The 20,742-nt window shown below is 70.6% G+C and carries 18 protein-coding genes; 11 read left to right on the top strand and 7 right to left on the bottom strand.

Annotated features, from left to right (window positions below; translation table 11 throughout):
* Positions 1 to 12 precede the first annotated feature (12 nt).
* The gene (locus ABF401_RS12430; RefSeq protein ID WP_353509883.1) at positions 13 to 1,539 is read right to left on the bottom strand and encodes an ABC transporter substrate-binding protein; all 1,527 of its coding nucleotides are present in this window, start codon (positions 1,537 to 1,539) and stop codon (positions 13 to 15) included.
* A 142-nt stretch (positions 1,540 to 1,681) separates the two neighbouring features.
* On the opposite strand from ABF401_RS12430, the gene ABF401_RS12425 reads away from it, so the two are divergent.
* The 5 genes from ABF401_RS12425 (at position 1,682) to ABF401_RS12405 (ending at position 8,529) form a co-directional block, all read left to right on the top strand.
* The gene (locus ABF401_RS12425; RefSeq protein ID WP_353509882.1) at positions 1,682 to 3,118 is read left to right on the top strand and encodes an amidase; all 1,437 of its coding nucleotides are present in this window, start codon (positions 1,682 to 1,684) and stop codon (positions 3,116 to 3,118) included.
* Between the two features lie 21 nt (positions 3,119 to 3,139).
* Positions 3,140 to 3,898: a FadR/GntR family transcriptional regulator gene (locus tag ABF401_RS12420; RefSeq protein WP_353509881.1), complete on the top strand. Its 759-nt coding sequence runs from the start codon at positions 3,140 to 3,142 to the stop codon at positions 3,896 to 3,898.
* Between the two features lie 123 nt (positions 3,899 to 4,021).
* Entirely contained in the window at positions 4,022 to 6,355 is a 2,334-nt protein-coding gene (locus ABF401_RS12415) for a Tex family protein (protein WP_353509880.1), read from the top strand.
* A 235-nt stretch (positions 6,356 to 6,590) separates the two neighbouring features.
* Positions 6,591 to 7,016 (top strand): SRPBCC family protein, encoded by a 426-nt coding sequence (locus ABF401_RS12410; protein WP_353509879.1) that lies wholly within the window; start codon positions 6,591 to 6,593, stop codon positions 7,014 to 7,016.
* A gap of 103 nt (positions 7,017 to 7,119) precedes the next feature.
* A complete protein-coding gene (locus tag ABF401_RS12405) occupies positions 7,120 to 8,529 on the top strand; it encodes a pyridoxal phosphate-dependent decarboxylase family protein (RefSeq protein ID WP_353509878.1) in 1,410 nt (469 codons plus the stop codon).
* A gap of 22 nt (positions 8,530 to 8,551) precedes the next feature.
* On the opposite strand, the gene ABF401_RS12400 is transcribed toward ABF401_RS12405, so the two are convergent.
* Positions 8,552 to 9,568: a universal stress protein gene (locus tag ABF401_RS12400; protein ID WP_353509877.1), complete on the bottom strand. Its 1,017-nt coding sequence runs from the start codon at positions 9,566 to 9,568 to the stop codon at positions 8,552 to 8,554.
* Positions 9,569 to 9,716: 148 nt separating this feature from the next.
* Positions 9,717 to 11,396, bottom strand: a complete 1,680-nt coding sequence (locus tag ABF401_RS12395; RefSeq protein ID WP_353509876.1) for an NERD domain-containing protein — start codon at positions 11,394 to 11,396, stop codon at positions 9,717 to 9,719.
* A 238-nt stretch (positions 11,397 to 11,634) separates the two neighbouring features.
* Between ABF401_RS12395 and ABF401_RS12390 the strand changes: the two genes are divergently transcribed.
* The 4 genes from ABF401_RS12390 to ABF401_RS12375 all read left to right on the top strand — a co-directional run bounded on the left by ABF401_RS12390 (position 11,635) and on the right by ABF401_RS12375 (position 14,897).
* Positions 11,635 to 12,663, top strand: coding sequence for a thiamine pyrophosphate-dependent dehydrogenase E1 component subunit alpha (locus ABF401_RS12390; protein WP_353509875.1), 1,029 nt, complete (start codon positions 11,635 to 11,637; stop codon positions 12,661 to 12,663).
* 10 nt (positions 12,664 to 12,673) lie between these two features.
* A complete protein-coding gene (locus ABF401_RS12385; protein ID WP_353509874.1) occupies positions 12,674 to 13,720 on the top strand; it encodes an alpha-ketoacid dehydrogenase subunit beta in 1,047 nt (348 codons plus the stop codon).
* Complete coding sequence (locus ABF401_RS12380) at positions 13,717 to 13,950, top strand: lipoyl domain-containing protein (protein ID WP_353509873.1); 234 nt, start codon at positions 13,717 to 13,719, stop codon at positions 13,948 to 13,950. Before ABF401_RS12385 ends, ABF401_RS12380 begins: the two co-directional genes overlap by 4 nt.
* Positions 13,951 to 14,066: 116 nt before the next feature.
* Entirely contained in the window at positions 14,067 to 14,897 is an 831-nt protein-coding gene (locus ABF401_RS12375; RefSeq protein WP_353509872.1) for an isocitrate lyase/PEP mutase family protein, read from the top strand.
* 29 nt (positions 14,898 to 14,926) lie between these two features.
* On the opposite strand, the gene ABF401_RS12370 is transcribed toward ABF401_RS12375, so the two are convergent.
* The 3 genes from ABF401_RS12370 to ABF401_RS12360 form a co-directional block, all read right to left on the bottom strand.
* On the bottom strand, positions 14,927 to 15,868 hold the full coding sequence (locus ABF401_RS12370) for a universal stress protein (RefSeq protein ID WP_353509871.1): 942 nt from the start codon (positions 15,866 to 15,868) through the stop codon (positions 14,927 to 14,929).
* Positions 15,869 to 16,051: 183 nt separating this feature from the next.
* Positions 16,052 to 17,062: an aldo/keto reductase family protein gene (locus ABF401_RS12365; RefSeq protein ID WP_353509870.1), complete on the bottom strand. Its 1,011-nt coding sequence runs from the start codon at positions 17,060 to 17,062 to the stop codon at positions 16,052 to 16,054.
* Positions 17,063 to 17,091: 29 nt separating this feature from the next.
* A complete protein-coding gene (locus tag ABF401_RS12360) occupies positions 17,092 to 18,183 on the bottom strand; it encodes a YihY/virulence factor BrkB family protein (protein ID WP_353509869.1) in 1,092 nt (363 codons plus the stop codon).
* Positions 18,184 to 18,317: 134 nt separating this feature from the next.
* Here ABF401_RS12360 and ABF401_RS12355 point away from each other — a divergent pair, with 134 nt between their 5' ends.
* Both ABF401_RS12355 and ABF401_RS12350 read left to right on the top strand, forming a co-directional pair.
* On the top strand, positions 18,318 to 19,766 hold the full coding sequence (locus tag ABF401_RS12355) for a wax ester/triacylglycerol synthase domain-containing protein (protein WP_353509868.1): 1,449 nt from the start codon (positions 18,318 to 18,320) through the stop codon (positions 19,764 to 19,766).
* Positions 19,767 to 19,870: 104 nt separating this feature from the next.
* Positions 19,871 to 20,281 carry a transferase gene (locus ABF401_RS12350; RefSeq protein WP_353509867.1) on the top strand — a complete coding sequence of 137 codons (411 nt, stop codon included), beginning with the start codon at positions 19,871 to 19,873 and terminating at the stop codon, positions 20,279 to 20,281.
* A gap of 19 nt (positions 20,282 to 20,300) precedes the next feature.
* Here the strand turns inward: ABF401_RS12350 and ABF401_RS12345 are convergent, their stop codons facing one another.
* A complete protein-coding gene (locus ABF401_RS12345) occupies positions 20,301 to 20,471 on the bottom strand; it encodes a hypothetical protein (RefSeq protein WP_353509866.1) in 171 nt (56 codons plus the stop codon).
* Positions 20,472 to 20,742 lie beyond the last annotated feature (271 nt).

The raw sequence follows: 20,742 nt of genomic DNA, 5'->3' as shown, positions 1-20,742 counted from the left end.
GCGCGGATGCGCTCAGCCGCGGCTCAGGTCGGACAGTCGGAACGACTCGGTGATCGCGTTCTTCGGCAGGCCGGTGATGCCCTTCTCCGCCACGATGAGGTTGGGCAGGAGGAAGAGGAAGTCGGCTGCAGCGTCCTGCGAGAGCTCGCGAGCCGCCTTCTTCATCAGCGTGACCTGCTCCTGCGGAGTGCCGGCGTCAGCAGCGGCCAGGTCGGCCTGGAGCTGCTTGTTGTCGTAGCGCGTGTAGTACTTGGGGTTGCCGAAGACCGCTGGCAGGTCCCGCGGCTCGACGTGCGCGACGATCGACATGTCGTAGTCCGCGTTGGTGAACACCGTGGTGAGCCAGACCGCCGGGAACTCCAGCTCGTCGAGCGTGACCTTGAAGCCGGCCTGCTCGAGCTGGCTCTTGACGACCTGCCCGCACGAGGTGGCGTAGGGCAGCGACGGAACGCGCAGCCGCAGCGGCGTCGCGGCCACACCCGTCTCGGCGACGAGTGCCTTCGCCTTCTCGAGGTCGAAGGGGTAGAGCCCGGTCAGGTCCTCGTACCACGGGTCGGTCGGCGGCACCATGCTGCCGATGAGCGTCCCGCGACCCGCCCAGCAGGTGTCGAGCAGCGCCTTGTGGTTGATGGCGTACCGAACGGCCTGGCGCACCTTGAGGTTGTTCATCGGCGCCTTGCCGTTGTTGAACGACAGGACCACCTCGCCGTTGGTCGTGCCCTCGGTGATCTCGTACTTGTCGTTGTTCTCGAACTGCTGGAGCGACTCCGGCGCCTGGACGGTGCCGATGACGTCGATCGTCCCGGTGAGCAGCGCGTTGTTGAGCGCGGAGGGGTCCTTGAAGTACTTGAGGGTGACGTTCTGGAAGAACGGCTTGGTCCCCCAGTAGTCCGGGTTCGCCTTGAGGTTGATCGAGTCGCCGCGCTTCCACTCGCCGAACACGTACGGGCCGGTCCCCACCGGCTTGTTCGCGAGGTCGGTCACGCCGGTCTGGGACATCATCGCGCCGATGCGGGTGGACATCTTGTAGAGCCAGTCGTTGCTCGGCTTGCTCAGCGTCACCTGCAGCTGCGTGTCACTCAGGGCCTTGGCGTCCGCGACGACGTCCATCGCGGCCTTGAGCGAGACCGTCCAGTCGCTCTTGACCCGGTTGATCGAGAACGCGGCATCCTTCGCGGTGAAGGTCGTGCCGTTCGTGAACTTCGCGTTGCCGACGAGGTCGAACGTGTAGGTCTTGTTGTCCGGCGAGACCTTCCAGGCCGTGGCGAGCGCCGGCTTCAGCTCGCCGGACTGGTCGACCTTGACGAGCGTCTCGTAGACGTTGTCGAGCAGCGCCTGCGGGATGGCTGCGCCGTCCTTCGTGGTGAAGTCGAGGCTGACCGGCTCTGCGACGAGGCCGACGGTGAGGGACGTGTCACCGGACCCACCGGCCCCGGTGGTCGCGGCTCCGTTTGACGTGCCGGACCCTGCCGAGCAGGCGGCGGTCACGGCAAGGAGCACGACGCTCCCGGCTGCGACGGCGAAACGGCTGAGCTTCATCGTGACTCCATCCCATGCGGCCAATCGAATGGCACCGGTCTGACCAGTGGACTTTTCTCCGTTGGGCGCTACCGTTTCCCTCGATGACGCGGATGTCAAGGGTTGACACCGCATCGAGATCGGGAAGCGGGTGAGCGGCGACGTGTCGACGGACTCAGCCCGGCGCCCGGCCAGCCTGACCGCACAGGCGATGTCAGCGGCATACCGCTCTCTCTCGTTGTCCCCGCTGGACGTCGTGGAGGACGTGGCCGACGTCATCGCAGTGCGGGAGCGCGAGCTCAACGCCTTCTGGACGTATGACCTCGACGAGGCGCGGGATGCCGCTGAGCGCAGTGCCGCACGCTGGCGAGCGCGCGCCCCGCGAAGTCCCATCGACGGCGTGCCCCTCACGGTCAAGGAGAACCTCGCCCGCGCCGGCGTGCCGATGCCGGCGGGCAATGCCGGGGTGACCCCCGCCCTTCCCCAGCGCAGCAGCCCCGTCGTCGAACGCATCGAGGAGGCCGGCGGGATCATCCTCGGCTCGACCGTCATGCCGGACTGGGGCATGCTCTCGTCCGGCGTGTCGAGCCTGCACGGCATCACGCGCAGTCCATGGGATCCCCGTCTCACGACGGGGGGGTCCAGTTCAGGGGCCGGTGCCGCCGCTGCGGGTGGCTACGGCCCGCTCCATGTCGGCACCGACATCGGGGGCTCGATCCGCCTGCCCGGGGCGTGGCTGGGACTGACGACGCTCAAGCCGAGTGCCGGCCGCGTCCCTCTCGACGCGCCCTACCTCGGGCGGGCGGCCGGTCCGATGGCGAGGTCCGCGGCCGATGCGGCCATGTTGCTCGACGTCATCAGCGGCCCCGACGCCCGCGACTGGACCACCCTCCCGGCGGAGCGACTGGAGCTCGACGACCTCACCGCCGGAGGCACCTACGACGTCGCGGGCCTGCGGGTCGCACTGCACCTCGATGCCGGGTGCGGGCTCCCCCTCGACTCGGCGATCCGGGAGGCGGTCGAGGAGGCCGCCCGGGTCTTCGAGGCGGCCGGCGCCCGAGTCGAGCGGCTGGAGCCGTTCCTCACGCCACAGCTGCTGCGACAGCTCGACGAGTTCTGGAGGGTGCGCTCACTCGTCGACTTCGACGCCCTGGAGCCGGACGCCCGGGAGCGGGTGCTGCCCTTCATCCGGCGGTGGGTCGAGGCGGCGCGCGGCGTGTCGGCGCCGGAGCTGATGCGGGACTACGCGAGCATCGCACGCATCCAGCAGGTCACGGTGGTGGCCACGGACCCGTTCGACCTCGTGCTGTCCCCGGTGGCTCCCGTGGCGGCCTTCCCCGCCGAGTGGCCGATGCCGTGGGGGGACGGCGACGAGGGGATGGCCCACATCGGGTTCACCGCTCCGTACAACATGTCGGGCCAGCCGGCTGCCACGGTGAACTGCGGCTTCCTGCCAGACGGTCGGACCATCGGCCTGCAGGTCTCGGGCCGGCGGTTCGACGACGTCGGGGTGCTCCGGGCCGTGCACTGGTTCGAGCGGCGCCGCAGCCCGGAGGCGACCCCGATCTGGCCGATCCCGCCCCGGGACGAGCAGGGCTGAGCTGCGGATGGACGCTCTCCCGTGACTGGCCAGCCGGCCTTCGAGCAGGTCCGGCCGGTCCGTCTCTACGAGCGGATCGTCGAGCAGGTCGAGGCCGCCGTCGCGAGCGGCGAGCTGGCGCCCGGGCAGCGACTGCCGAGCGAGCGGGAGCTCGTCACGCAGTTCGGCACGAGCCGCGCGACCGTGCGCGAGGCGCTCCGGGTCCTGGAGAGCAACGGCGTGGTCCGGTCTCGCCCCGGGGATCCCCACGGACCCGAGATCCTGCCCTTCAGCGCTCGCGGGCTGAGCAAGCAGCTGCGTCGGCTGGCCCGCGCGGAGGAGCTCACCCTGGCCCAGCTGCTCGTCTCACGGATGATGCTCGACGCCACCGCAAACCGGCTCGCTGCGGTCCTGCGCACCGACGAGCAGCTCACCGACATGGAGGCGGCCATCGACCGGATGCGGGGTGCGCTCGGCCTCGGCTACGACGCGTTCAGCGAGGCAGACCTGGCCTTCCACGAGGCCGTCGCTGTTGCCTCGGGCAACACGATGATCCAGGTGAGCAACGAGGTCGTCCGCGACACCGTGCTCTCCGTCATCTCCGACAAGATCACCCATGCGCGCAACAGCAAGGCGCTGATGCGCCGCTCCCTGGAGCACCACCAGCAGGTCCTCGAGGCGATCCGTGCCGGCGACGGGCCCGCGGCTGCACGAGCCTCGGTGCAGAGCCTCTACGACTACTACGCCGGCTACGTGCCGGCTTCGGAGCGGCACGCCCTGCGGGCCCTCCTCGACACCTGAGGGCGCCACCCCCACCCTTCGCCGGGATCGAGGAGGGGGCGGCTTCGTCCCGGCACGACGGGACCGGCAGAATGCTGGCTCCACGCGCGGTGGCGCGCGGTGACACGAGGGTGGGAGTGAGCGGTGGGAGCGGGACTGCAGGCGATCGAGCAGCGGATCGCCGAGGAGCTGGGGGTTCGTGATGGCCAGGTGCGCGCTGCGGTCGGCCTGCTCGACGGTGGGGCGACGGTGCCGTTCGTCGCGCGCTACCGCAAGGAGGTGACCGGCGGCCTCGATGACGCCCAGCTGCGCACCCTCGAGGACCGGCTCGGCTACCTCCGCGAGCTCGAGGAGCGTCGCCGGACCGTGCTCGCCTCCATCGACGAGCAGGGCAGCCTCACGGACGAGGTCCGCGCCCAGGTCATGGCGGCCGAGACCAAGGCGCGCCTCGAGGACATCTACCTGCCCTTCAAGCCGAAGCGCCGGACCAAGGCCCAGATCGCGAAGGAGGCCGGCCTCGCGCCGCTCGCCGACGGACTCCTCAGCGACCCCTCCGTGTCACCCCAGGCCGCCGCCGCGGCCTTCGTCGACGAGTCGAGGGGCGTCCCCAACGCTGCCGCCGCACTCGACGGCGCCCGGGCCATCCTCGTCGAGCGCTTCGCCGAGGAGGCCGACCTCATCGGTGACCTGCGCGAGCGCCTGTGGTCGCGGGGGCACCTCACCGCCACGGTCCGCGCGGGCAAGGAGACCGACGGCGCCAAGTTCTCGGACTACTTCGACGTCTCCGAGCCGTTCCCCAAGATGCCCTCCCACCGGGTCCTCGCGATGCTGCGCGGCGAGAAGGAGGAGATCCTCACGCTGACCGTCGACCCGGTGCGACCGAACGACGAGGAGGCGACAGCGACCGGGCCAACGGAGTACGAGCGGGCCATCGCCCACCGGTTCGGGATCTCCGACGAGGGACGCCCGGCCGACGGCTGGCTCGCCGACACGGTCCGCTGGGCCTGGCGGACCAAGATCCTCATCCACCTCGGCATCGACGTGCGCATGCGCCTGCGCAAGTCGGCCGAGGACGACGCCGTGCGCGTCTTCGCCGCGAACCTGCGCGACCTGCTCCTCGCGGCACCCGCGGGCACCCGGGCGACCATGGGACTCGACCCCGGCTTTCGCACCGGAGTCAAGGTCGCCGTCGTCGACGCGACCGGCAAGGTCGTCGCGACCGACGTCATCCACCCCCATGTCCCGCAGCGGCAGTGGGACCGGTCCATCAGCACGCTCGCGCGACTCTGCGCCGAGCACCGGGTCGAGCTCATCGCCATCGGCAACGGCACCGCCTCACGCGAGACCGACCGCCTGGCGAACGACCTCGTCAAGCGCCACCCCGAGCTCAAGGTGACGACCGCCGTCGTCTCCGAAGCCGGGGCCTCCGTCTACTCCGCATCCGCCTACGCCTCCGAGGAGCTCCCGGGCCTGAACGTCTCCCTCCGCGGCGCCGTCTCCATCGCGCGACGCCTCCAGGATCCGCTCGCGGAGCTCGTCAAGATCGACCCCAGGTCGATCGGCGTGGGGCAGTACCAGCACGACCTCCCGCAGACGTCCCTCGCGCGCTCCCTCGACGCGGTGGTCGAAGACTGCGTCAACGCCGTTGGCGTCGACGTCAACACCGCCTCCGCGCCCCTGCTCCGCCGCGTCTCCGGGATCACGACCAGCCTCGCGGACAGCATCGTGACCCACCGGGACGCCCACGGACCCTTCCGGAAGCGTTCCGCCCTCAAGCAGGTCCCACGTCTCGGCGCCAAGGCCTTCGAGCAGGCGGCCGGCTTCCTCCGGATCCCCGACGGCGACGACCCGCTCGACTCCTCCGCGGTCCATCCCGAGGCCTACCCGGTCGTCCGTCGGATCCTCACCGAGACCGGGTTCGAGCTGCGCGAGCTCATCGGCAACACCGTGGCGCTGCAAGCCGTGCGGCCGGAGACGTTCGTCGACGAGACCTTCGGTCTGCCAACGGTGACCGACATCCTCGCCGAGCTCGACAAGCCGGGGCGCGACCCGCGGCCCGCGTTCCGGACGGCCACCTTCAGGGAGGGGGTCGAGGAGCTGAAGGACCTCGAGCCCGGCATGACGCTCGAAGGGGTCGTCACGAACGTCGCAGCGTTCGGCGCCTTCATCGACGTCGGCGTCCACCAGGACGGCCTCGCCCACGTCTCCGCGCTGTCGCACCGGTTCGTCTCCGACCCACGCGAGATCGTCAAGCCGGGCGACGTCGTCAGGTGCAAGGTCCTCGATGTCGACCTCCAGCGCAAGCGGATCTCGCTGACGCTGCGCCTCGACGACGAGGTGACCCCGCGCGGCGGAGGCCAGGACGGCACGCGTGGTCCAGGTGGTCGACGGCCGCCAGGAAAGGGGACGCAGCGGGGCGACCGGCCCGCCACCAGCGCGATGGCGGATGCGCTCCGGCGCGCCGGCTACCAGGGCTGACATCCCGGATTCCTCGATCGAGTGAACAGGTTTCGGCCCGGAAGCTGTTCACCCGATCGGAGTGGGAGTTGTTCACTGGACCGGGCTGGGAGGTGCCCTCTCCCGGACAGGCCGGCTCAGCGGCATACGTCACGCGTTTGCCTCTTGTCCTCGGGACGGATCCTTGGTCGACTGTCACTGGTGGGTCCAGCCCATCCGGGGCCGGACCCGCCTGACAGGCGACCGGAGGTACCCAATGACCAGTCAGACGCAGTCGATCCCTGAGGACGCAGAGCTCGAGGGGTCGCCGGCCGGTGTTCATGTGAGCACCGTCGTCGCGGCCCCGCTCGAGCGCGTGTGGACGCACCTGATCAGTCCGCGCGGCACGGAGGCCCTGCTCGGCCCCGGCGCCCGCCTCGCGACGAAAGGTGAGCCCTGGCACAGCGAGGACGGCCCGTGCGGCGTCCTGCGCAGCTACCACCCTCTGGAACAGATCCGCGTCTCCTGGCATCCCCACGAGGACGGGCCGCTCAGCATCGTCGACCTCCAGCTCAAGCGCGACGGCGAGGGGACCCGGCTCGACATCTTCCACGAGGGCCGGGGCATCGCCGAGGACGGCCTGGGCGACAAGGAGCGCTGGGACGACGCCCTCGGACGCCTGACCACGACCCTGAAAGGCTGACCGTCCGCTCGCACCACCCGGGTCGTATGCCGCTGGGCCCGGGCGCGCTCCACCGTGTCGTCAATCGCCTGCCGAAGTCGGGTCGGGCACCCACACTTGACGGGTGGACGGACGACTCTCCGCCGAGACCTACCGGGCAGCACTGGCCCGGGCCCACGAGCGCGCCCTGAGCTGGCTCGACTCGCTCGACACCCGTCCGGTGACACCCCGGGCGACCATCGACGACGTCTCCCTCGCCCTTGGTACCGACCTGCCGGACGGCCCGACTCCTCCCGAGGACGTCATCGACCTGCTCGCCTCCGCGGCTGAGCCGGGACTCACGGCGATGCAGAGCGGCAGGTTCTTCGGCTTCGTCATCGGAGGCACCCAGCCGGCCGCGCTGGCGGCCGACTGGCTCGTCAGCGCCTGGGACCAGAACGCCGGGCTGCGCCTCGTCACGCCGGCACACTCGGCCATCGAGGACGTCGCCAGCGCTTGGCTGCTCGACCTGCTCGGGCTACCGCGTGGCGCTGCCGTCGGCTTCGTCACCGGCGCGACGATGGCCAACTTCACGTGTCTGGCGGCGGCGCGCCAGGACGTGCTCCGTCGCGCCGGGTGGGACGTCGACACCGACGGGCTGGCCGGTGGCCCGAGGGTTCGGGTGCTCGTCGGAGCCGAGCGGCACGACACCGTCGACCTGGCGCTTCGCCTGCTCGGGCTCGGGCGCCCCGAGGTCGTGGCCGTCGACGACCAGGGCCGGATGAGCGTGCCCGACCTCAGGGGCGCGCTCGAGGAGGACGAGCGGCTCGACCGCGCTCGTCCCACCATCGTCGTCGCGCAGGCGGGCAACATCCACTCGGGCGGGTTCGACGACCTGCGCGAGGTCATCAGCGTGGCGCGGTCGCACGGCGCTTGGGTGCACGTGGACGGCGCGTTCGGCCTGTGGGCCGCCGCCTCGCCGAGTCACGAGCACCTGCTCCTCGGGCACGAGGAGGCGGACTCCTGGGCCACCGACGCGCACAAGACCCTCAACACGCCATACGACACCGGGCTGGCCATCGTCCGTGAGCCATCGGTCCTCCGTGCGGCGATGGCCCTGCACGCCGCCTACCTCATCCATGACAGCCACGGCGAGCCGAGCGACAAGACCCCCGAGCTGTCGCGGCGAGCGCGTGCCGTCACGGTATGGGCTGCCCTGCGCTCGCTCGGCCGGTCCGGGGTGTCGGACCTCGTCGACGGGTTGTGCCACCGGGCGTCGGCGCTCGCGGCAGGACTGGCCAGCATCCCGGGGGTGACCGTGGAGAACGACGTCGTGTTCACCCAGGTCTGCGCGTCCTTCGGCGACGACGAGGCGACCCGGGAGGTCGTGCGCCGGGTCCTCGACGAGGGCGAGACGTGGATGAGCGGCTCCACCTGGCGCGGTCGTGCGGTCCTGCGGATCTCGGTCAGCAACTGGGCCACCACGGATCGCGACGTCGCCCGGAGCCTGGCGGCTGTCCGCCGAGCCGTCGAGGGGTCGGCCAGGTCGGGTTGATCCGCAGCGTCGGCAGGGTCGCTCAGCGAACCACCATGACCGGGCACACCGCATCGTGGATGACCCGATGGCTGACCGAGCCAAGCAACATCCCGGCGAAGCCGCCCCGGCCACGGGAACCGACGACGATGAGGCCGGCGTCCTTGCCCAGCTCGCTGAGCATCGCGCCGGGCTCGCCGACGACGGCCTGGGTCGTCACCTCGAGGGAGGGGTGTGCGCCGCGGACCCGGTCGGCAACCCTGTCGAGGGCCTCCTCGGCCCCCGCCAAGGTGGCCTCGGGGCCTTCGTCTCCCTTGGGTGCCTGTTCGCCGGCCCCCGCCTCGATGACCGCATACGCGTTCGCGTGCAGCCGCTCCGCGACGCGCACGATGTGCAGCCTCGCGCCCGCCGCAGCGGCAGTCTCGGCGGCGGCGTCCACTGCGCGGTCCGCGGGCGGCGAGTCGTCACTGCCGACGACAACCGGGTGAGCGGCGTCAGGGCGGTGCGGCTTCGGCAGGTTCTCCAGATCGTCCGTGTCCTCGCCCGCCCGTGCCCGGACGATGACGACCGGGCACTGCGCATGGGCCGCCACGGCGTAGGACGTCGAGCCGAGGAGGCCGCTGAGGATCCGGCCTCGCCCCCGGCTGCCGACGACGACGAGGTCGGCCGACTTGGATGCCTCGATGATCTGGCCGGCCGGGCTGCCGAGCCAGTACTGCGTCTCGATCTGGTTCACCTCGAGGGACTTCTTCGCCCGCTCCGCTCCCTCGGCAACGATCTCCTGTGCCGTGCGCTCGTACACGGGCTCGGCGTGGCCGAGGTCCATCGCGGAGAACCCCGGCGTGCCGGCCAGGTTCATCCCATGCACGATCGTCAACGGGCGTCCCCGCTCACGGGCGGTCTCGATGGCCCAGTCGAGCGCCAGCTGCGATGGGAACGAGCCGTCGTACCCCACGACGATGCCGCGGTCCGGCCTGTTCTCGCGGCCCTCCGCCGAGATCGCCGTGTCGGATGCCGAGCCAGCCTGCTCGGTCGTGTCGGTCGTGACGTTCGAGTCCATCATCCGCACCCTCTCCGGTTCTCTGGGCCGGAGCGGCCGCTCCGGCCGCTCCCATCCTCTCGCAGCGACGGGTCCCGCGCAGCACCGGGGTGAGCAGCTCGACACTGTGACATTCGGGACATCAGGGCGGTCCGACCCGCTCGCCCGGTCAGATGCCGAGCTGTTTGGCGACCGCGTCTCCCCCGATCGACCGGATGAACTCAGGGTCGCCCACGACGACGAGCCGGTCCGTCGCCCGCGACATGCCGACGTAGAGCATCTCGCGGCCACGGTCGGCGCGCGCTGTGTTGATGCACAGCACCACCGCTTTCCGCTCGAGGCCCTTGCAGCCGAGGACGTGCCCGTAGAACACGTCGTCGTTCTCCCAGAAGCTGCGCCAGTAGCCGATCTGGCCGTCCACCTCCTGGCGCTCCTTCTGCGCCGGATGACGGGACCCCATCGTCAGGAGCGCGATGTGCTCCGGACGCCAGCCCTCGTCCAGGAGCGCTTCGACCTGGTCGTCCCCGACACCGAGCGCAGCGTCGCTCGAGCACGGCACGACGGCGACCTCTGGGCCGTCGCCTCCCTTGGGGGTCATCCGCATCGGGGTGAGCGGACCGAAGGCGCTGGCGATCTGTCGCGTGTTTCGCAGGTTGTGGTCGAGCACCAGGGGCACGAGCGGCACCGGTGGCTTGCCGTACCTGGCGAAGATCCGCTGGTTCTCGTCGCTGTAGACGTAGAGCCCGCCCCTGTCCTCGTCGTTGAGAGCCTTCATGAGCGGATGCCACCAGTGGTCGGCGAAGTCCTGCGCCTCGTCGACGATGATCGCGTGGAAGCGCTTCCCCTCGGGGAGGCCGGTCGCCACCTCGGCCATCTGTGCGGCCAGGTCCCGCTCCCAGAAGTCGGCGTCGTTGCGGTCGTGGTCGGTCGAGATGCCCCATTCGTTCGCGAGGTCCTCGAAGGAGCCGGCAAAGGCGGGACGGTGCCTTCGGGGTACGCCGTCGAGCTGCCGCTTGAAGTACTGCGACAGGCCGATCGAGTAGCAGAGCAGGGCGACCCGCTGCGGCTTCCGCTCCCCCTGTCCACGGGTCAGGTCCTTGGCCTGCGTCAGGGCAAGGATCGTCTTGCCGGAGCCGGCTCCGCCGCGTACCTCCAGCCGGGGGATGAGGCGCGTCACCTTGAGCAGCGCGGCCTGCTCCTGGGTCAGGCGGTCCGCGACGGCCTCGCGCTCATCGGCCTCCGCCGTGATGTCCGGGACGGGGAAGCTCCGGCCCGTCAGGATCTCCCGGATCAGGTCGATGTCGTCGTGCGTCGGCACGCGTTGCTCGTTCTGCTGGAGCGCCACGACGTCGTGGACGCGGCCCGCGAGGTCGTCGAGGTCAGCCCGCCCGCTGACCATCCATCGTGGGCAGTCCGGGGTGGCGAAGTCGGGCGCGAGGTCCGTGTACGGCAGGACGATCGCGTGGCCGAAGCGGACGCGGCTGCGGCGGTTCTTCCACCGTGGGTCGGCCTCGACGAAGTCACGGAGGGCGTACTTGCCGTCGCGGGCCTGCTCGACCGGGCGGATCCGGCTCGTTCGGTTCCGTCCTCCCGACCACCATCGACCCTGCTCGTCGACGGAGACGCTGCCGCCCTTGACCTCGACGACGACGACGCCCACCTCAGGCATGAGGACGAGGATGTCGAGCTCGTGGTCCTTCTGCGTGCTGGTCAGCCGCAGGTTCGGGACGAGAACCGTGTCCGGCGAAACCTGTCGGGAGAGCCGGTCCCAGACGAGCCGCTCCGAGTCGTTCGCGAACTGGTGCGCCTCATCGGTGTCCCCCTCCACCCGGCAGTGCCAGCTCCTCACATCCGGCACCATAGCCACGGCCGGACCGTCCCGCAGCCAGAAACCGATTCCCGCACGGGCGATTTCGCCTCGTGCACGCGGTTTGGGCGTGACCCCGGCCACAGCCATGGACCGCCCTTCGACCCGTGCCTAAGGTAAGGAATGGCCAGTTCGGCCTCCGGGATGCCCGGACTGGCTGTGGTCAGGCGCGATGCGCCTTCCGGCGCCTGCCACCGGCAGCCCCGGACTGGAGGTCGTCATGACGACGGACACGCAAGTATCGACGCCAGGTGGCGCCGCGTCCGCCCGGGCCCTCGACGGCGAGGCCCGCGTTCGGCTGTACGAGACGATGGTCCTCTCCCGCACCTATGAGGAGGCCATCCTCAGGGAGTACCACGCCGACAAGGGGCCGGGGTTCGACATCGGCAAGGGGCTGGTCCCCGGGGAGATGCACCTGTCCGCAGGCCAGGAGCCGGTGGCTGCCGGGGTCTGCGCCCACCTCAGCACCGACGACGGAGTCACCGCCACCCATCGGCCGCACCACTTCGCCATCGCCCACGGCATGGACCTGCGGAAGATGACAGCCGAGATCTTCGGCCGCGAGACGGGGCTCGGCCGTGGCCGCGGCGGACACATGCACCTGTTCGACCCCGACACCCACTTCTCCTGTTCCGGCATCATCGCCGAGGGCTACCCGCCCGCGCTCGGGCAGGCGTTCGCCTTCAAGCGCCAGGGCACCGACCGCATCGTGGTCGCGGTGACCGGCGAGGGAGCCGCCAACCAGGGCGCGTTCCACGAGTCGCTCAACCTCGCCGCGACGTGGAACCTGCCGGTCGTCTTCGTCGTGGAGGACAACGACTGGGGCATCTCGGTGCCGAAGTCGGCCTGCACCGCGATCCCGTCCAACGCCGACCGGGCCGCGGGCTACGGCATGCCGGGCGAGCGGGTGGAGGACAACGACGTCGAGGCGGTCCATGCTGCGGCCGGACGGGCCGTCGCGCGCGCCCGCGCGGGTCGGGGCCCATCCCTCATCGAGGTCCACACCCTGCGCATGTGGGGACACTTCGAGGGCGACGCCCAGGGCTACCGCCCGGAGCTCGCCGACGTCCCGGCACAGGACCCGATCCCCCGCTATGAGCAGGTGCTGCGCACGGCGGCGCTGCTCGACGACGACGCGGTGTCCCGCATCAAGGCGGCGGCGAGCGAGCGCGTCGAGGACGCGGTCGCCTTCGCCAAGGACAGCCCCCTTCCTGACCCAGCGCGGGCCACCGACCACGTGTTCGCCTGAGGAGACGACGATGACCATCACAGACACCCCCACGACTCCCGCCCCCGCGGCGAGCCGACGTCTCAGCACCTCCAAGGCCATGGTCGAGGCCATCGCCCAGGAGATGGAGCGTGACCCGTCCGTCATCTATCTCGGCGAGGACGTCGGGGCCTACGGCGGGATCTTCAGCTCGACGACCGGGCTGCTCGACCGCTTCGGGCCGGAGCGGATCCTCGACACGCCGATCTCGGAGACGGCCTTCATCGGGCTCGGCATCGGCGCGGCGACCGAGGGCATGCGCCCCATCGTCGAGCTGATGTTCGCCGACTTCCTCGGCGTCTGCTTCGACCAGATCTACAACCACATGGCCAAGATCCATTTCGAGTCCGGCGGCAACGTCCGGGTTCCGATGGTCCTGACCACGGCCGTCGGCGGCGGGTACTCCGACGGGGCCCAGCACTCGCAGTGCCTCTGGGGCACCTTCGCCCACGTGCCCGGCATGAAGGTGGTCGTGCCGAGCAACCCGGCTGACGCCAAGGGCCTGATGACCGCGGCGATCCGGGACGACAACCCCGTGGTGTACCTGTTCCACAAGGGCGTCATGGGCCTGCCCTGGATGGCCAAGAACCCCCGCTCGATCGACGCGGTGCCGGAGGGCGAGCATGTCGTGCCGATCGGGAAGGCGGCGCTGGCCCGCGAGGGCAAGGACGTCACCGTCGTGACGCTGTCGCTCTCCGTGCACCACGCCCTCGACGTCGCTGATCGGCTCGCCGGAGACGGCATCGACGTCGAGGTGCTGGACCTGCGCAGCCTCGTCCCCCTCGACCGGGAGGCGATCCTCACCTCCGTGGCCAAGACGGGCAGGCTCGTGGTCGTCGACGAGGACTACCGGTCCTTCGGCCTGTCGGGCGAGGTCGTGGCGACGGTCACCGACCGTGACCCGACGCTGCTCAAGGCGCCGGTCCAGCGGGTCGCCGTCCCTGACGTGCCCATCCCGTACGCCCACGTGCTCGAGTACGCCGTGCTGCCGAGGCCGGAGCGCATCGAGGAGGCGGTGCGCCGGGTGGCAGCCGGATGACCGACGTCCCGTTCCCCGGGCTGTCCACCGAGAACCCCGACAGCGAGGGGGTCGTGTCGACCTGGTTCGTCGGTGAGGGTGAGTCCGTCGCCGCGGGCCAGCTGCTCGCCGAGGTCCAGGTCGACAAGGTGGCCGCAGAGGTGCACTCCCCCGTTGCCGGGGTCGTGCGCCGCCTCGTCGAGGAGGAGGCCGTGGTCACGCAGGGAGAGGCGATCGCGCGGATCGAGTAGAGCGCTGCGGGCCGGCGAAGCCGGAATGTGCCGTATGCCGCTGGGCTGGGTTCGCGTCCACCATCACGACCCAGCCCGGCGGGGTCACTGTCGGCGTTCTCTTCTACGGTGAGCGCATGACCCTCCACGAGTCCAGCACGTCCCCGTCCACCGTCCGACAGCGCTTCCGCGAGCTCCATGTCGCCTCCACGCCGTTGCTCATGCCCAATCCCTGGGATCCCGGCTCCGCAAAGGTCCTCGAGAGCCTGGGCTTCCAGGCCCTGGCCACGACGAGCGCCGGATTCGCCGGCACCGTCGGTCGGCTGGATGGGCGGGTCACCCGGGACGAGGCGCTCGGCCATGCCGAGCAGATCGTCGCCGCCGTGAACGTGCCCGTCAGCGCCGACCTGGAGAGCTGCTTCGCCGCGGACGCGTCAGGGGTCGCCGAGACCGTGCGGCTCGCCGCGGCAGCAGGGCTGGCCGGCTGCTCCATCGAGGACTACGACCGGGACACCGGCGGGCTGTTCCCGATCGAGGCCGCAGCCGAGCGCGTCGCCGCCGCGGCTGAGGCTGCCCACGCCGGGCCTGATCCGCTCGTCCTGACTGCCCGGGCCGATGGCGGCCTGCATGGCCTCGAGGACCTCGACGACACGATCGCACGCCTGCGCGCCTTCGAGGCCGCGGGCGCCGACGTCCTCTATGCCCCAGGGGTGTCCGCCGTCGCCGACCTCCGGCGGCTCCTCGATGCGGTGTCCCTGCCCGTCAATGTGTTGGCCCTCGCGGATGCGCCCGCCGTCGCCGAGCTCGCCGAGCTCGGCGTCGCGCGGATCTCGGTGGGATCCGGGTTCTACCTCGCGGCCATGGGGGCCCTTGCGGCGGCCGGACGGGAGCTGCTCGACGACGGCACCTACCAGTTCTGGGTCCCGGCCAGCAGGGGTGGGGAGGCGACCAGCGCGGCCTTCGCCTGAACCGGGCCTGAACCGTGGCGGCGAGGGCGTCAGCGGACGACCATCACCGGCGAGGTCGCGTGGTGGATGACGGTGTGGCTCACGGACCCGAGCAGCATCCCGGCGAAGCCGCCGCGACCCCGTGAGCCGACGACGACCAGACCCGCGCCCTCGCCCGCTCGGGCGATGGCGAGGCCCGGGGTGTCCTCAACCACCTCTGAGGTGACCTCAAGGCCGGGGAAACGGTCGTGGATCCCCTCGACGAGCTCCCGAGTCGAGTCCTCGGCGTAGGCGCGGAACTCCTCCACGAAACGCGCGTCGTGCATGGCGTAGCTGTCGCCGTACCCCATGGGTGCCAGTTCCGGTTGGGCCTGGGGGTCGAGGACGATCGGCTGGATGACCCGGGCGATGTGCAGGACCGCACCGGCGTCGGCGGCGACCTGCGCGGCTCGCTCGAGCGCCCTGAGCGCCGGCTCGGAGTCGTCCACGCCGACGACCACCCGGTGCTCGGCATCCGGGTGGAGCGATGCGTCGCCCCGCACGACGACCGCCGGACAGGTGGCGTGCGCGGTGACGTTGTAGGACGTCGACGCGAGCAGGCCGCCCATGATCCGGCCCCTGCCATGCGAACCGGTCACGACCAGATGTGCCGAATCGCTCTCCTCGATCAGGCCTCCGGCAGCACTGTCGAGCACGCTCTTGCCCGTGACTGCCTCACGTCCGAGCACGGCGGCGGCACGCGAGACAGCCTCCTCGACGACCTGGTCGGCCACGCTCGTCAGGAGCTCGCTCTGCCCGTCCGGAGCCGTCGTCCCCAGGGCCGGGACATGGGCGAGGCCGTAGCAGTGCAGGATCGTCAGCGGGCGCGACTCGCGGCGTGCTGTCTCGATGGCCCAGGTCAGGGCCGGCTCGCACCCTTCCGCGCCGCTGTAGCCGACGACGATCCGTCGGGGGTCCGGCGCCCCGTCGGTGGAACCGGTGTGCTCGCTCATGGTCAGCCCTCCACGTCGAGCCGGCGGACGTGTCCGGCCACCAGACCATTATCGCCTCGTTGTGCCCCGCCGCGGGTCAGGACGCACCCAGGTGGCCGACCACGGGTCAACGACCTGGCGGAGAGCGGGAGTGCAGGGGCGTCGGGAGCGAGCACAGCGGCATACGCGCAATGCTCGTCTCACTCAGACCGGGCGTTGGGCCGGGGCGTTCTCCTGGGTGAGGTTGGCGTCCCGCTCGACGACGTCGCCGAGGACCTCGTCGATGAGAGCGATCAGTTCGGGAGCCAGCGAGACGCCGACCGCCTTGACGTTCTCGGTCACCTGCTCCGGTCGGGAGGCGCCGATGATGGCGGAGGCGACATTCGGGTTGTGCAGCACCCACGCCACGGCCAGCTGCGCCATCGTGAGGCCGGCTTGGTCGGCGACGGGCCGCAGCGCCTGGACCCGCTCGAGGACGTCCTCGCGCAGGAACCGCTTGACGAAGTCGGCTCCGCCCTTGTCGTCGGTGGCACGTGATCCCTCGGGGACCGGCTGACCCGGCAGGTACTTGCCCGTCAGCACGCCCTGGGCGACCGGGCTGAAGACGATCTGGCTCAGCCCGAGCTCCTCGCTCGTCGGGATGACCTCGTCCTCGATGACCCGCCACAGCATCGAGTACTGCGGCTGGTTCGAGACGAGCTGGAAACCCAGCTCGCGGCTCAGCTTGACGCCATCACGGATCTGGTCCGCGGTCCACTCGCTCACCCCGATGTAGAGGGCCTTGCCCTGGCGGACGATGTCGGCGAAGGCCTGCATCGTCTCCGCGAGTGGCGTTTCCGTGTCGTACCGGTGCGCCTGGTACACGTCGACATAATCGGTCTGCAGGCGGCGGAGCGACCCGTTGATCGACTCCATGATGTGCTTGCGCGACAGGCCGGTGTCGTTCTTGCCCTTGGGCCCCGTGGGCCAGTAGACCTTGGTGAGGATCTCGAGGCTCTCACGCCGCTCGCCCTTGAGGGCCTCGCCGAGCACGACTTCCGCCGCCGTGTTGGCGTACGTGTCCGCGGTGTCGAACGTCGAGATCCCGGCGTCGAGCGCGGCCCGAACGCATTGGATGGCGACGTCGTTCTCCACCTGGGACGCATGGGTCAGCCAGTTGCCGTAGGTGATCGTTGAGACCTTGAGCCCGCTGTTGCCGAGGTACCTGTATTCCATGGAGCCACCGTAGGGGCTGGCCGGCACGCTCATTGAGACACCCGCCCGTCGTGGCTCTCCGCCTGGGCCCCGGCGTGGTCGGCCTCCTGGCGGATGGCCTCCTGCTCGTCGATGAGCTTGGCCCGACTCCGGGCCCGCTTCTTCGAGGCCTTCGAGCCCCGGGGCGGGAGCTGGATGGCCTCCTCCGCGGCCATCCCGGCCTGCAGCTCTCGGCCACGCTCGAGCTCGGCGTCGACCTCCGCGCCGAACAGGAGGGCAAGGTTCATCAGCCACATCCAGAGCAGGAAGACGATGACGCCGGCCAGTGACCCGTACGTCTTGTCGTAGTTGCTGAACCCGGAGACGTACAGGCCGAAGCCGATGGAGGCGACGACCGCGACGGTGATGGCGATCGCTGCGCCCACCGACAGCCAGCGGAACCGGGGCTGCTTCACGTTGGGTGTCGCCCAGTAGAGCAGCGCGACCATGACGATGACGAGCACGAGGATGATGGGCCACTTGACGATGTTCCACACCGTGATGGAGGCCTCTCCCAGACCGATGGCGTCTCCCACCGCTCGGGCGAGACCGCCCGACAGCACGAGGCCGAGCAGGATCAGCGCCGCCATGACGACGAAGACGATGGTGAGGGCGAGGTTGATCGGCCGCAGGACGAAGAAAGGCCGTCCCTCGTCGATGTCGTAGATGCGGTTCATCGCGCGGCCGAACGCGCCGATGTAGCCCGATGCCGACCAGATCGCGAGTACGAGGCCGATAACCAGTGTCAGGCCGGCCCCGCTTGAGTTGACCATGTCGGTGATGGGGCCACGCAGCGTGTCCGCGGAGTCTCCCTGCCCCACCGCCTCGAGGATGTCGAGCAGGGCGTTGACCGTCGACTGGCCCTGGCCGAAGACCCCGAGCAGCGAGACGAGCGCGAGGAGGCCGGGGAAGATCGACAGGACGCCGTAGTACGTCAGGGCCGCTGCCAGGTCCATGCACTCGTCATGGCTGAACTCGTGGACCGCCCGCTTGAGGCTGACCATCCAGACGCGGCGGCGCAGGTCAGGCGGCGACTCCGGCTTGGTTTCGTCGTCCGGCGGGATGGCGGTGTCAGCTCGCGTGACGCTCGTGCCTTCGTTCATGTCCTCACACCCCTCGACCTCATCGCCCAGTCCAGCCCTCCTTACCCACCGGGCCGAGGTCGCACACGGACCGAACACCGTCGCAGCGGTGAATCGGCGCCCCAGCGGGTCGGCTGTGCCAAGGTGGTGGCGCAATGCAGATCGAGCGCATGAGTCCCAACGACGTCACCACGCTGGCCACAGACCACGGCCCGGTGCCGATGAACATCGCGGCAGCGCTCGTCATCGACGGCGGCTCGGATCTGGGGCTCTCCACTGTCCGCACCCTGCTGGAGCAGCGACTGCCTCGGGTGCCGCGGCTGCGTCAGCGGATCCTCAGCACGCCCTTGGGGCATGGTCGCCCGGTCTGGGTCGACGATGCGGACTTCGACCTCGACCGGCATCTGGCCGAGGTCCGGCTCGAAGCGCCAACCCATGAACCAGTCGACGGCACCGCAGCCGCCAAGGCCGCCTACGCCGCTGACCGCGCCGAGCGTGGGCAGCTGCTTCGGGTCGTGTCGGACGTGGCCTGCCATCGACTTCCGGCGAGCCGACCGCTCTGGGCGGCTCGGTGGGTGACGGGCCTGGCGGACGGCAGCGCCGTCTTGATCCTCGTCGTCCACCACGCCTTGGCCGACGGCCTCGGCGGTCTCGCCGTCCTCGCGGCACTCGGGGACGACGGCGCCGGGGGCACCGAGGGCACCGGGGGCGCCGAGGGCATCGGGGGCGCCGGACTGTCGACTGCGCCACCGTTTCCCCAGCCGCCACCCCCGCGGGAGGCCCTGGTGCGCGATGCGTGGCGCGAGCGCGGCCGCGCGCTCAGACGCACCGGCACAGGGCTGGTCACGGGTGTGCAGGGCCTTCGGGAGCTCGGCCTGACCGGCCGCGCACCCCGCCGAGCACCGGCGACCTCGTTGAACCGACCCACGGGTTCGCGACGCGAGCTGGCCACGGTCACCACTCCTCTCGAGCCGGTCAGGCAGCTGGCGCAGGCAAGCGAGAGCACCGTCAACGACGTGCTCGTCACCGCGATCGTCGGCGCGTTCTCCGCGTTGCTCCGTCAGCACGACGAGGAGCCCACCGAGCTCGTCGTCTCCGTGCCCATCTCCGGGCGGCGGACGACGACACCCGATCGTCTGGGCAACGTCACTGGCGTGGTTCCGCTGACGCTGCCCACCACGCCCGACCCGCGGGACCGGCTGGCGAGGACGGCCGCCATCTCCAGGGCCCGTCGCAGCGGCCATCGAGCCAGCTCGGCCGGACCGATGGGCCTGGCCTTTCGCGCGCTGGCGCGCCTCGGCCTGTTCCAGCGGTTCATCGACCACCAGCGTCTCGTCAACACGTTCATCACGAACGTGCGCGGGCCAGACCTGGCCCTCACGCTCGGGGGGCTCCGGATCCTCGAGATCATCCCCGTCGCCGTCACTCCGGGCAACGTGGCGGTGACCTTTGACATCCTGTCGTACGCCGGCCAGGTGTGCATCACCATCGTCTCCGATCCAGACCTCGTCGCTGATCACTCGGTGCTGGCCGGCCTGCTCGACCAGGAGTTGCACGATCTTGTCGCCGGAACAGGAACACCGCGGCCTCCTCGCGCGTTGTAGAACATGCGTTCGGTCCACAGATCGAACCCGGTCGGTTAAGCGCACGCAACGGGGTAATGAGCGGACGAGTCATCAGCCCACGGCACAGAGAGAAGGTGGAAATCGTGCAGAAGCGGAAAAAGTACGTGGAGATCGAGGAAGACAACGGGGCAGTCGTGCGGTATTTCCGCCACGAGAACGGTGGGGGCCTGGTTGACGCTTCCGCCACGGTCGATCGCACCGCGTTCGTCGAGGCGACGGCCTACGTCGAGTCAGGGGCAATCGTTCGCCCTGGCGCTCGGATCCTGACGGGCGCCTGGGTCGATCGCGACGCGGAGGTCCGCGAGGACGCCGTCGTCGGCAGCGCTGCCCATGTCGGACCGCGGGCCGTCGTCGGCCGAGCGGCGCAGCTGGGTCCGCGGGTGAAGGTCGGTGCGGATGCTCGCGTCGGAGCCGGGGTCCGGCTCGGTCCGGACGCCGTCGTGCCCGCGCGCAGCCGGCTCCCTTCCCACCCCAGCACTCGCGCCGCGGCCTGAGCGCGAGCGGCTTCCCGGTTCACCCGGGCGCGGTCCAGGCCACCCGGTCGACGACCAGCGCGGGGACCACGCTCTCACCGGGCCGGTCGGGGACGTCGAAGACGGCGATGATCGCCTGCGGCGGGAGCTCGGTGGGCGCGGTGTCCGCCGTCTTCCACGCCGTCGACCAGATGGATCGCGGTGTCGGCATCCCAGTCCACGGCAGAGGTGTGCATCTCGGCCGGATCGCTGTCCAGCCGTGGCGTCACGAGTCCTCGACAAGCCCGGGGACAGCTCGCCGCACCGGTCCGGCTCGTCCTCGGACCCCAGGAGCCAGGCAGCCGCCATGGCGCGACCTGAGATCCGCATGGCGCACCGGATCTCGAGCGTGAGGCACGAGTCGGCGAGGTGCCAGGTCGCCACCGCTTCCCGCCGGGAGCTCCACGCCGGAAGATGGGCGGGCAGCCAGGGCCGCACGTCGA

The organism is Intrasporangium sp., from assembly GCF_040414665.1.
Taxonomy (GTDB): Bacteria; Actinomycetota; Actinomycetes; order Actinomycetales; family Dermatophilaceae; genus Intrasporangium.
Note: the sequence above shows the minus strand (reverse complement) of the source record. Positions and strands in the feature narration are given on the sequence as shown.